The organism is Paenibacillus hodogayensis, from assembly GCF_039536325.1.
Taxonomy (GTDB): domain Bacteria; phylum Bacillota; class Bacilli; order Paenibacillales; family NBRC-103111; genus Paenibacillus_AB; species Paenibacillus_AB hodogayensis.
This window is the reverse complement of sequence record NZ_BAAAYO010000012.1, coordinates 206,091-217,581: the sequence shown is the minus strand read 5'-3', so window position 1 is coordinate 217,581 and position 11,491 is coordinate 206,091. Positions and strand designations below refer to the sequence as shown.

At 48.8% G+C, this 11,491-nt stretch carries 9 protein-coding genes, 4 tRNA genes and 1 pseudogene; 10 read left to right on the top strand and 4 right to left on the bottom strand.

All coding sequences use genetic code 11. From position 1 onward, the window contains the following. The first annotated feature begins 155 nt into the window (after positions 1-155). Together ABD796_RS26135 and ABD796_RS26130 are read left to right on the top strand one after the other, a co-directional pair. Positions 156-238, top strand: a tRNA-Leu gene (locus ABD796_RS26135). 49 nt (positions 239-287) lie between these two features. Continuing rightward, positions 288-371, top strand: a tRNA-Leu gene (locus ABD796_RS26130). Positions 372-624: 253 nt separating this feature from the next. Here ABD796_RS26130 and ABD796_RS26125 read toward each other — a convergent pair. Beyond that, complete coding sequence (locus tag ABD796_RS26125) at positions 625-1,224, bottom strand: TetR family transcriptional regulator (RefSeq protein WP_344913617.1); 600 nt, start codon at positions 1,222-1,224, stop codon at positions 625-627. 206 nt (positions 1,225-1,430) lie between these two features. Between ABD796_RS26125 and ABD796_RS26120 the strand changes: the two genes are divergently transcribed. From ABD796_RS26120 to ABD796_RS26105, 4 genes and pseudogenes are all read left to right on the top strand, one after another. Then, positions 1,431-2,168 (top strand): glucose 1-dehydrogenase, encoded by a 738-nt coding sequence (locus ABD796_RS26120; protein ID WP_344913614.1) that lies wholly within the window; start codon positions 1,431-1,433, stop codon positions 2,166-2,168. Between the two features lie 310 nt (positions 2,169-2,478). After that, positions 2,479-2,550 (top strand) — tRNA-Gly (locus ABD796_RS26115). A gap of 10 nt (positions 2,551-2,560) precedes the next feature. Beyond that, positions 2,561-2,639: transfer RNA gene (locus tag ABD796_RS26110), tRNA-Leu, on the top strand. A 116-nt stretch (positions 2,640-2,755) separates the two neighbouring features. Then, positions 2,756-3,223 (top strand): annotated as a pseudogene (locus tag ABD796_RS26105) (NAD-dependent epimerase/dehydratase family protein); the annotation flags it as partial. Positions 3,224-3,244: 21 nt separating this feature from the next. Here ABD796_RS26105 and ABD796_RS26100 read toward each other — a convergent pair. Together ABD796_RS26100 and ABD796_RS26095 are read right to left on the bottom strand one after the other, a co-directional pair. Continuing rightward, positions 3,245-4,984, bottom strand: a complete 1,740-nt coding sequence (locus tag ABD796_RS26100) for a sensor histidine kinase (RefSeq protein ID WP_344913611.1) — start codon at positions 4,982-4,984, stop codon at positions 3,245-3,247. After that, the gene (locus ABD796_RS26095) at positions 4,981-5,715 is read right to left on the bottom strand and encodes a response regulator transcription factor (RefSeq protein WP_344913608.1); all 735 of its coding nucleotides are present in this window, start codon (positions 5,713-5,715) and stop codon (positions 4,981-4,983) included. Before ABD796_RS26095 ends, ABD796_RS26100 begins: the two co-directional genes overlap by 4 nt. Positions 5,716-5,927: 212 nt before the next feature. Between ABD796_RS26095 and ABD796_RS26090 the strand changes: the two genes are divergently transcribed. The 4 genes from ABD796_RS26090 (at position 5,928) to ABD796_RS26075 (ending at position 10,654) form a co-directional block, all read left to right on the top strand. Next, complete coding sequence (locus tag ABD796_RS26090; RefSeq protein ID WP_344913604.1) at positions 5,928-6,239, top strand: YbjQ family protein; 312 nt, start codon at positions 5,928-5,930, stop codon at positions 6,237-6,239. A gap of 284 nt (positions 6,240-6,523) precedes the next feature. Then, entirely contained in the window at positions 6,524-6,835 is a 312-nt protein-coding gene (locus ABD796_RS26085) for a YbjQ family protein (protein WP_344913601.1), read from the top strand. A gap of 41 nt (positions 6,836-6,876) precedes the next feature. Next, positions 6,877-9,198: a M13-type metalloendopeptidase gene (locus ABD796_RS26080; RefSeq protein WP_344913598.1), complete on the top strand. Its 2,322-nt coding sequence runs from the start codon at positions 6,877-6,879 to the stop codon at positions 9,196-9,198. Positions 9,199-9,445: 247 nt separating this feature from the next. Next, positions 9,446-10,654, top strand: a complete 1,209-nt coding sequence (locus tag ABD796_RS26075) for an MFS transporter (RefSeq protein WP_344913626.1) — start codon at positions 9,446-9,448, stop codon at positions 10,652-10,654. A 12-nt stretch (positions 10,655-10,666) separates the two neighbouring features. Here the strand turns inward: ABD796_RS26075 and ABD796_RS26070 are convergent, their stop codons facing one another. Then, positions 10,667-11,122, bottom strand: a complete 456-nt coding sequence (locus ABD796_RS26070; protein ID WP_344913595.1) for an Lrp/AsnC family transcriptional regulator — start codon at positions 11,120-11,122, stop codon at positions 10,667-10,669. Positions 11,123-11,491 lie beyond the last annotated feature (369 nt).

Sequence of the window (11,491 nt, the reverse complement as noted above, 5' to 3'; positions counted from 1 at the left end):
GGTGGAAGCGCGGCAACGTGTGCAGCTGACGAATACTAATCGGTCGAGGGCTTATCCACTAACGCTGGTTACCCAACCAGCCTTCTACTCGCACTTCTCGTTTCGTTTCGCATTCAGTTTTCAGGGAGCAATAGGATTATTCCCCTGTGCCATTTGCGGTTGTGGTGGAATGGCAGACACGCTATCTTGAGGGGGTAGTGGGCGAAAGCCCGTGGAGGTTCGAGTCCTCTCAACCGCATCCTTGCTTCTGCAAGATGCAAGTAGCATTACAAGCTTCTTCTTAATGTGCGGTCGTGGCGGAATTGGCAGACGCGCTAGATTCAGGTTCTAGTGGTGTAACAGCCGTGGAGGTTCGAGTCCTCTCGACCGCATCAGATGATCAAAGGTTTCAGTCCATGCGGCTGGAGCCTTTTTTCGTTGTGGAGCTTTCATTTTGGAGCATAAGCTCACCCGATCTCGAACGGCATCCATTACACGAATACATCTTATAATAAAAGCGCCCAACTCAAGGGCGCTTTTTATCTAGTTTTACAGGTGTTGCACGGATTGGCAACCCTGATCTGCTGCACGAACGTATTCGACTTTTAGTTTGAAGGGAAAAATTTTTCTGAAAGGAAGCGAAGTTCAGCGTTCCACTAAAATCGCTTGATGCAGCATACTGGCTCCATCGGTCAATACGATGGAAACGGCGCGTTCGGCTAGATCTTCCGGGGGTTCCTTCCTGCCTTGACTGTTCCAGCGATACGTTATTCCATAAAACGCCCAACAGGTCATCGTAATGACCAGGTTGACCGTTGGATCTTGAACCGGGTATTTCTGACCGAGCATGCGAGACATATGCTGCTCCAACTGCGTCTTGATGTTCTCCTCGACAACAGAGGCCGCCGATCCGTAGTGTTTGGCGATTCGGTTGCTGGATTCGGTATGATAGTCGCATAAGGCAAAGATGATGCTCTTGAGCGTCCGCTTGGAGAAATCGGCGTCCGAATGAACATGATTATGAATGTATTCCATAAACGTATCGGCAAGCAGCGCTTCCAGCAAGGCGTACTTGTCCGCGAAATGAGCGTAAAAGGTAGCCCGGTTTACAGTCGCTTGCTTCGTTATATCGCTAATCGTAATATCGTTAAAATCGTTCTTGTTTAGTAGCGAGACAAAGGCTTGCAAAATAAGTTGACGCGTGCGAACGACGCGGGGATCATTCGTATTGAGAACGCGTGGCATAAAAGTCACCTCCACCTTTTATTATATAGATTCGTCCTTTACACAACAACTGTTGTCTTTTTCTATGAGTAAAAAGATACAGTTTTTCTATTCTATTGTTTAAGCAACAAACTGCCGGTTTTGTTGGTTGTCCCTCCATTTGCACATTGATATAGTAAAGATGTCTTAAAATTGCAAACGCTTGCTTACAAGGAGGTCAACATCATATGTCGAAGTTAACGGGAAAAGTAGCTATTGTAACGGGAGGATCTCGCGGGCAGGGGGCATCCCACGTTCGTGCTTTAATTCAAGAAGGGGCCAAGGTTGCCTTTACTGATATTCGTGTTGAGTTGGGCGAGGCGTTAGCTAAGGAGCTCGGACCGAATGCGTTATTCATCCAACAAGACGTGGCGAGTCCCGCGGATTGGGAACGTGTCGTCGCAGAGACGGAAGCCTCTTTCGGACCAGTCAACGTTCTCGTAAACAATGCAGGGATTGCCTTGTTGAAAGATATTGCGGATACGACGTACGAAGAGTTTCAAAAGGTTGTAGACGTCAATCAGGTCGGCGTATTCTTGGGTATGAAGGCGGTGCTTCCATCCATGCGCCGGGCCGGCATCGGCTCGATTATCAACGTCTCTTCTGCTGCAGGCGACAAAGGCATTCCGGGAAACGTTGCGTATGGTGGAACCAAATATGCGGTTCGCGGTATGACCAAAGTTGCCGCCCTCGAATTCGTACAGGACAACATTCGCGTAAACACGATCATGCCGGGTATTATCCAAACTCCGATGGTCGACGAACCGGATGAGGATCGAGTGGCGGAACTCGTAAAAGGCATTCCGATGAAGCGTCTCGCTTCGACGGACGAAGTGTCCAAGCTGGTCGTCTATTTGGCATCGGACGATTCCAGCTACTCGACAGGCGCAGACTTTGTGGTTGACGGGGGCATCCTCGCCATGTAACCCAAACACCATCTCGAAATAGAGGGCATTCATCACGTTATCTTAATAACGTCCATGATCAAGACCGTCAGGGTGAATTGAAGTTTGAAGTTACCCCTGACGGTTTTCATCGTTTCGAAGCGATGTAAGCGGAGCGAATTATAAACAACGTTAAACAAGTAGACCGTTTATGTTAAGCCCCGAACCATCTTTGAATACGCGGCATTTCTTTAATAGCATTAAAAATTTGTGAAAAGGTACTTGAGCCTAGCTGCAACATCGTGTATAATAAAAAACCTGAGTGGTTAAAAAGCTTGACTTTAAGGAATATGCGGACGTGGCTCAGTGGTAGAGCATCGCCTTGCCAAGGCGAGGGTCGCGAGTTCGAATCTCGTCGTCCGCTTTTTTTATTTGCCGGTGTGGCGGAATGGCAGACGCGCGCGACTCAAAATCGTGAGGGAAACCGTGGAGGTTCGAGTCCTCTCACCGGCATCAATTCGCAAACGAAGTGGTTCATTAGAGATTCAATCTAATGGGCTTTTTTTTATTTAGATTTAAAACCGCATTCCCGGCATTAGCCGAAGAAACCTTCTAATTATTCCGAATTTTTGGATACCCTGGCGCCTTTACCACGGAAAACGACAATTGATGGCATTGTCGCATTGGAAGGGGCTGCTGCCGAAATCCCGAATCACGTCATTCTCCGGTACGGTACGCTGTACGGACCGGATACCTGGTATGACAGCAAGGGCGCTATGGCGGAAAAAATACGGAATCACCAGCTCACGGCAACGAATGGGGTCGTCTCTTTCCTGCATGTCGAGGATGCGGCGAATGCAGCCTTACTGGCATTGGATTGGCCGGCCGGTACGTTGAACATTGTAGACGATGAGCCTGCCCCGGGTACGAAATGGCTGCCCGTTTACGCCGATGCTTTGAAAGCTCCGATGCCCGAATTTCAGTTGGGCAGCAATGACTGGGAACGTGGTGCATCGAATGCCAAAGCACGGCAGGAGTACGGCTGGGAACCGGTATTTCCGACTTGGAGATTGGGGTTTGCGCAAGCTTTAAGATAAGAATTAAGAATTTGATTTTGCTCAGCAGGGCAGCAAGATCTCGATTTTCGTACCTTTCCACACTTTGGATTGGACATGGATTTCGCCGCCGTGCGCTTCCACGATGGTTTTGGCGATGCTCATCCCGAGCCCGGAGCCATTCGTTGATTCTTCCGTATTCGTACCCCGGTAGTAGCGGTTGAACAAATAATGCAGCGTTTCCTCGTCCATCCCTTTGCCATTATCGACGACTCGGATGCATGCCTTGTCGCTCGTCCTGCCGACAGAGACGGTGACGATCACGCCAGGCGGGTTATGCTTCACGGCGTTGGACAGCAGATTGTCCATTAGCCGCTGCAGCCAGGTTTCATCCGCCTTGATCAGCAAGGGGCCCTCCGCCCCGACGTAGAGAAACTGATACTCGGACATCGTAGCATCGTTGACGTACTTCAGTACGGTGCAGCGGATCAGCTCAACCAAGTCCATCTCCCGAAGCTCCATGATCGAATCGCCCTGCTTGAGCTGATGAATCAGAGAAAAGTCCGAGATCAGCTCCAGCATGTAATCCCCTTTTTCCCGGATCGTCGATCCCATGATCCGCATCTCCTCTTGGCTCCATTGCGCAGGCAAGCTCTCCAGCATATAACCGTAGCCTTGAATCGTGGACAGGGGTGTACGAAGATCGTGAGAAATCCCTGACATCCACTCCGCTTGCGACTTCTCCAACCTCTCGCGTTCCTTCTCGGTTTGAGCCAATTGATGGGCCATCTGATAGAAGGATTGAATGACTTCCTTATAGAGCCTATAGCGGATTCGCATCGTGCCGTTGCGGCGGAATACCTTGCGCATGTCCTTGGCGGTAAGTACTTGGTCATATTGTCCCCGGCCCATACGTTCGAACCAGCCTGCGAACAGAATCAGCGGCTGGCCGTAGCGGTAGCCGTGCCAGATGGAGATCGGCAGCGCTAAGAGCAGGATGAGAACCGAAAACCAGATGAGTCCACGCGTTGCCGATTCCATCACAGGATGCTTCAGAGGAGCTCCCGCTGGATGGGACGAATAGAGGATCCAGGTCATTCCACTCAGCTTGTCCCGATGGGTGACAATATTCGTGTCATAGTTGGCAGGCGATTGCTGGATTGCCAGGATATCCAACGGTCGAAACGCATTCTGCACGAATGCTCCATCGCCGATGCCTTGAATGATACGGCTCGCGGAATCGATCACCTGCAGATAGCTGCCGGTTTCGCGTAGCCTCTGCTCCAAGAGGGGAACCGCTTCGCTACGCACAATTCCATACTGTTCATAAGCGTCGAACCAGGCTACGAGCTGGTCAAGGTTAGCATTTGGGTAACCCAGCATATACAGAAGCGGCTCCTGGAAAGAAAAATTCAGCTGAGTGTGTACGGCATACGTCCCGAGCGTTCGTGTCTCTTGAATATCGAGCAGTTGAGCGATGGAGTAGGAGGTTGGCAGCGCATGAGGCGGAGTTGTATTGACGGCGTAGATCACCTCTCCTTCTGCCCGGACAACCTGCAGCCACATCCCTTTCTCCTCGATAAGCTTGTCCCACTCGGGGGAGATCTTTATCGCCCCGTCTTTGTAAAGAGCTTCTTGAGCGATCTGTTGCAGGACGCCAACCGGAAAGTTCCGGCGTATCTCATTGTTCGTCATGTTTTGAAAAAATATGACGCAGGCGATTAGAGTAATGGCCACAATCACCAGGGCGTAGAAGATCAATTGATAAGTGAAGTGGAATGCCATGCGCTGTTGGATCTTCATTGCTCCTGCGGCTCCTTCACCAGCTTGTAGCCGAGCCCCCGTACGGTCAGCAGTAGCTTCGGATTGCCGGGATCGATCTCGATCCGCTCGCGGATGCGACGGATATGCACCATCACGGTCGAGTCGTCGCCCTGTCCGTTAATTCCCCAAACCTTGTCGTAGAGTTGTGTTTTGGAAAATACAATCCCCGGAAACTTACAGAAATGCAGCAGCAGTTGGAAAACTTGCGCGGGGCAAGGAACGGGCTGCCCCTCCACAATCAGCTCGCCCTCCGCCTCGTTGACGGTGAAGCGGCCAAATCGGTAAACGCCTGAATCGGGCCGCTTCACCGGACTGGTTGCAGGGGCTTCCGGCTCCAGACGGCGAATGCGCGCCTGAATTCTTGCGGCCACCTCGAGGGGATTGAAGGGCTTCGTGATATAATCGTCCCCGCCCATGGCGAAGCCGCGCAGGACATCGAGATCGGAAGCTTTGGCAGTCAAAAACAATATATGCGGATTCCCGTATTCGCGGAGCTTGGAGCAGAGCTCCAGTCCGCTGCCGTCGGGGAGCGTAATGTCGAGCAGGACGATATCGGGGGATATGCGCGTCGCTAAGTCAAGTGCTTCTGCACAGGTGGAAGCCGCGTACAGCTGATGGAACCCTTCCCTGCGAAGCACCATTTGCAGCATTGTGACAATCGAAGGCTCGTCGTCGACGATTGCGATTTTAATATCGGATAGATTTGTCATAAGTTTCACCCATTTCGATAGTAGCATACCCACATTAACAGAACCTAAACGGCGGGAGCAAAATTAAGCTGATGTTCATCGATTTGTTTAGGCTCCGTTTCAATGAGGCTGGTAGGATAGGAAGTAAGCCGGCCGAGGCCAAGCAGATTAGAACAAACTCGTTCGGGAGGTCATCCATCAATTCCAATATAGTTGTATTAGGAGGAAAACAGTTGATTATTACAACAACAGCAATTGTTGAAGGTTCCCCGGTCAGGCAGTATATCGGTGTTGCAACCGGTGAAGTCATCATGGCGGCTAATGTCGGAAGAGATCTGCTTGCTTCCTTTACCGATCTTGTAGGCGGGCGTTCCAAGGCTTACGAAACCAAGCTAAGGGAAGCAAGAGACGCAGCTTTTAAAGAAATGACGCAGCAAGCATCTCAGATGGGAGCCAATGCGGTTATCGGCGTAGATGTCAATTACGAGGTTGTACGTCAAGGCATGATGATGGTCGCTGTCAGCGGAACGGCCGTCATGATCTAAGCAGCCGATTGGTCATTTCCTTAGTCCGATGCCTCCATTATCCGTGTCCATCAGCACGGAGCGGGGGCAAAGGGGCAACAATTTCTGGAATTGGCCGACGACATGAAGAGAAACCCAAACGACGGGAGCAAAGGTAATCTTACGTTCAACGATTCGTTTAGGCTCCGTTTCAATAGGGCACGTAGAATAGAAAGCAAGCTGGCCGAGGACAAGCCGGCTTTGGACAAACTCGTAGCAAGATCATCAGTCAATTCCAATCCATTTGTGTTTAGGAGGGCAATACTTTGGTTATTACAACAACAGCAATCGTTGAAGGTTCCCCGGTCAGGCAGTATATCGGCGTTGCAACCGGTGAAGTCATCATGGGTGCTAATGTCGGGAGAGACCTGCTTGCTTCGATTACCGATCTTGTAGGCGGGCGCTCGAAAGCCTATGAAACCAAGCTAAGGGAAGCAAGAGAGGCTGCCTTTCAAGAAATGACACAGGAAGCATCGCAGATGGGAGCCAATGCCGTTATCGGTGTAGCAATCAATTACGAAGTTGTCCGTCAAGGCATGCTGATGGTCGCTGTCAGCGGAACGGCCGTCATTCTTTAAGCAGCCGCTGGATCGTTTCATGAAAAGGAGCTGATAGACAGATGAAAAAAATGAGCGCTTTCGTTCTTTCCGCATTCTTGCTTACTTCTATATTTTCTTCTTCCGTTCACGCAGCAGAGCATGCCTTATCCATATGGCTGAATGGAAAGAAAATCCAGTTCAGCGAGTCCGAACCGATCTTGGAAAACGGGGTGACACTCGTTCCGATGCGTCAGGTTCTGGAGAAGCTGGATGTCCAATTGAATTGGGATGGAGCGACCCAAACCGTCAGCGGCGCCAAAGAAGGCTTCTCCTTGTCCCTTCAAGTTGGCAGCACGAATGCCACGGCAAACGGCAAAGCAGTCACACTGGAAGTAGCGCCAAAGCTCATCCGGAATGTCACCTATGTGCCGCTCCGCTTTGTCGCTGAGACGGTAGGCTATCAGGTCGGATGGAACCAATCGCTGCGCCAGGTTACCCTTGCCCCCAGGCAGGCGAGACTACAAGACGATTTTTACGAAGCCGTTAATGCGAAGTGGTTTGAATCAACGGAATTGCCCGAAGATAAGCTAATAGTCGGCGGTCTGATGGACAATGATGCTGAGGTAAGAAAGCTGTTGTCAAAGGATTTTGCTGCCATGGCAAGCGAAGGTCGCGGCAAAATCGATGACGAAATCGGCAACATGGTTACATTTTATAAGCTTGCTGCCGATCGAGAAAAGCTGGGCAAAGATGGAGCAGAGGCAATCAGGTCCGATGTAGAAAAATTGAAATCGATTAACAGTTTGGCGGAGTTTGCCAAAAACCAAAAAGATCTTTATTACAGAGGGTTTGCTTTACCCGTGTCGTTTGACTTTTTATCCGATATGAAGGATGCAACGAAAAATGCGCTATATCTTTCTTCTCCTGCTCCTGCGTTGCCGGATGTGAGCTATTATTCGCCCGAAAATCCTCAAAGCCAAACGGTTTTGGATATGCATAAAAATGTAATAGCGGATCTTTTGGCAATGGCCGGGGAAACCAAGGATGAAGCAAATCGAATTGCTAGTGAAGCTTTAGAATTCGAGAAGGAGCTTGCGAAGTATTATCCAAGCTCTGCAGAAACGTCAGATATTGCAATACTATTCAATCCAAGGACAATCGCTGAACTAAAAGCATACAGCAAAAATATGGATCTCGAAAAGTTAATCGTAGATGTTGCCGGCAAAACGCCCCAAAGTATGTCCGTAATTACCGTGAAATACTTTGAAAATTTCGATAAGATTGTAAACGAAGAAAATTGGGGCATCATAAAAAGTTGGACCTATGCCAACTTTGTATTAAAATCCGCATCGATGCTGTCCGATGAATTTGTAGACAAATCGACGCAATTGAAAAGAGCGATGTATGGTCAAGAAAAAACGATACCTACGGAAGACACGGTATACAATATCGTAAATAATGCTTTCGGCCACGTCGCCGGGAACTATTATGCAGAGAAATACTTTGGAACGGAAGCAAGGAAGGATGTTACGGACATGGTGTATAACATGATCGACATCTACAAAGCCAAACTCCGCAACAATGACTGGATGTCCGAGACCACCAAAAAAGAAGCCATCAAAAAGCTGGATGCGATGAAAGTACACGTAGGTTATCCGGACAAGCTGGATACGATATATTCGAAGCTGAAAGTGGATGAAAATAAGTCGTTATATGAAAATAATAAACGTTTGCAGGAGATCCTTACTAAAAATAAATTTGCACAAGTGGATATGAAAGTTGATCGAGACGAGTGGAGAATGACTGCCAATACGGCAAATATGACCTATCAACCGCTGAACAACACGATCACATTCCCTGCTGCATCGCTACAGGCGCCGTTTTACGATAAAAATCAAAGCGCAAGTCAGAATTATGGCGGCATAGGTGCCATTATTGCCCACGAAATCTCTCATGCGTTTGATCCGAACGGCGCGAAGTACGATGAGGTTGGCAATATGGTCAATTGGTGGACAGAAGCAGATTTTAAGAAATACGAGGAAAAAGCCCAGGCTTTTATTGCTCATTATAATAAAGTGGAATATTTGGGCCAAAAACTCAACGGTCAAATGACCGTAACCGAAAATATTGCAGACATTGGCGGACTGACCGTTGCGTTAGAAGCGACAAAGCAATTGCCGGATACCAATCTGGAGGAGTTCTATAAATCGTGGGCAATGATTTGGAGACAGAAAACTCGCCCTGAAATGGAACAGTTGCTTTTGTTAATCGACCATCATGCGCCAAATAAAATTAGAGTAAATGCAGGTATTGCCAATACGGATGAATTCTACTCCACATTTGGTGTCAAAGAGGGCGATGCGATGTACATTGCTCCGGAAGACAGAGTCAGTCTTTGGTAAAAGAAACCAAGGAGCTAAGCGACTTGATGTTGCTTAGCTCCTTGGTTTTTGACGTTTAACGCTGCATTCTTGAGGTTTTTTAAATTATAGGAATATGTCAAAAAACAAATTGGTATTTAAGTCAAAACGATAAAAATACCGTTAACTATGTATGCAAAATCTTGATTTTATCCTGTAAACTATACATCATGAAGCGAGCGCTCGCTGGGCATAGATCTAGAAATGATGGAGTAGAGGTGCTAACATGATGAACCGAAACGCAGCTTCAGCCCCGAAGAGTGCCGCGAGCCATGCTTCCTCCGATCGTCTTCCATGGGGGAGATTACTCGCTTTGGCGATGGCCGGGTTTATTTGTATCTTAACCGAAACGCTTCCAGCGGGATTATTGCCTCAGATCAGCGAGGGGCTCGGAATTTCGGAAGCTTTCTCCGGCCAACTTACCACCTTATACGCCCTTGGCTCGACCTTGGCCGCAATCCCGTTAATCACGGCTACACGCGGGTGGCAAAGACGGCCATTGCTGTTGATGTGCCTGCTTGTTTTTTTTGTATTCAACACGATTACAAGCATATCTTCCAATTATAGTCTGACATTGGTTGCCCGTTTCTTCGCGGGCGTAGCCGGAGGCGTTGTATGGGGGATAACCGCAGGCTATGCGCGTCGCATGGTGCACGAATCTTTGAAAGGGCGGGCGTTGGCGGTCGCGATGATCGGTTCTCCGCTCGGGCTTCTGCTTGGTGTCCCTGTCGGAACCTTTATCGGGGGGTTCATAGGGTGGAGACTTGTTTTTGGGATCGTCTCTTTGCTGTCGCTGCTGCTCATCGTTTGGGTATTCAAGGGGGTCCCGAATTTTCCGGGGCAAGCTGCCGAAAAGCGACTTTCCCTTCGAAAGGTTTTCATTATGCCTGGTGTACGATCCGTTCTCTGGGTCGTGTTGTTATGGGTACTGGCGCATAACGTTCTCTATACCTATATTGCGCCGTTCCTTGCGAGGGCAGGGCTCTCCGGGCGAGTGGACTTGATACTGCTTCTCTTCGGCGTAGCTTCCGTCGTTGGCATTTGGGCAATTGGCCTGTTGATCGACCGTTGGTTACGAGTGCTCACCTTATTAAGCTTAACCGGTTTCGCCGTAGGCTCTGTACTGCTGGGTATCGGCAGCGATCAACCTGTAATCGTCTATTTCAGCATTGCGTTGTGGGGGCTGACGTTTGGAGGGGCCGGGACCATCCTTCAAACAGCGGTCGCCGAAACGGCTGGCGAAAATGCGGATGTAGCCCAGTCGATGCTGGTAACAGTTTGGAACATGGCCATCGGTGTTGGCGGTATACTCGGCGGCATCCTTCTCGAAACACTTGGGATCCGGAACTTCCCATGGGTAGTGCTCCTGCTTCTGCTGCTTGCTCTACTCGTCACAGGGCGTGCCCGAGAGCATGGATTTCGAACCGCGGAACGCTGAAGCAGTTGCATTCTAATGCGAATCGGCTAGAGAACTTCCATCCCCGGAAATGAAAAATTTATGATCAATAGGCGAAGACATCACGATTAGAATCGTATAAGTTCCATATTTGTTGCATTGGTTTCCGAACATTTCTAGCGACTTTATGGAATCCGTAATGACCTTCAACATATAATTGTATTCTCCGCTTATGCGGTGACATTCGATCACTTCAGGGGAGGAGCGGCAAAAATCAATAAACCCGTCACAGTCTCTTGTATGAAACAGCATGTAGGCTGCGGCATGTTTTCCGATTTTTTCGGGAGAAACAATCGTACGATATTGTTCGATTACGCCCTTTTCTTCCATTCGTTTTACTCTTTCCGTAACAGCCGGTTGTGACAGGCCGACGCACTTGCCAAGCTCCGTCATGGAAATTCGCGCTTGGTGTTGAAGATGGTACAGGATATTCAGGTCAATCTGATCCATAGATAAAACCTCCTTTAAAAATTAAGGCATTATTGATAAAATCAACTGATTTTCATTTAAAAAATGCTTTTTTATTGTTGAAACTATTGCTGCTTTGTGAATAGTTATTATGATTATAAAATGTCTCGATACACTAAATCAATACTGGTTCTGAGGGCCGTGCGCATTTTGCCACGGTTCTTATTGTGCTTGCAGTAGGGTCTCTCCGCTAAGGGGGAGTTTCTGGAGCAGCCCCTGCTGCCTGGCGATTTTGTTTCATGTCCGTAGTCGTCGTTCCGATCAAAAAAGAGCTTGACTTAAAGTGGACTTTAACGTTTAAAATGGAGGAATGGCTTCGATAATGAAGAGAATAATCTGCTGTGAGGAGAC

Excerpts from the sequence above, each read along its gene's own strand:
- ABD796_RS26125 (WP_344913617.1), bottom strand. The coding sequence starts at position 1,224 with ATGCCACGCGTTCTCAATACGAATGATCCCCGCGTCGTTCGCACGCGT.
- ABD796_RS26070 (WP_344913595.1), bottom strand. The coding sequence starts at position 11,122 with ATGGATCAGATTGACCTGAATATCCTGTACCATCTTCAACACCAAGCG.
- ABD796_RS26100 (WP_344913611.1), bottom strand. The coding sequence starts at position 4,984 with ATGAAGATCCAACAGCGCATGGCATTCCACTTCACTTATCAATTGATC.
- ABD796_RS26120 (WP_344913614.1), top strand. The coding sequence starts at position 1,431 with ATGTCGAAGTTAACGGGAAAAGTAGCTATTGTAACGGGAGGATCTCGC.
- ABD796_RS26075 (WP_344913626.1), top strand. The coding sequence starts at position 9,446 with ATGAACCGAAACGCAGCTTCAGCCCCGAAGAGTGCCGCGAGCCATGCT.
- ABD796_RS26095 (WP_344913608.1), bottom strand. The coding sequence starts at position 5,715 with ATGACAAATCTATCCGATATTAAAATCGCAATCGTCGACGACGAGCCT.
- ABD796_RS26080 (WP_344913598.1), top strand. The coding sequence starts at position 6,877 with ATGAAAAAAATGAGCGCTTTCGTTCTTTCCGCATTCTTGCTTACTTCT.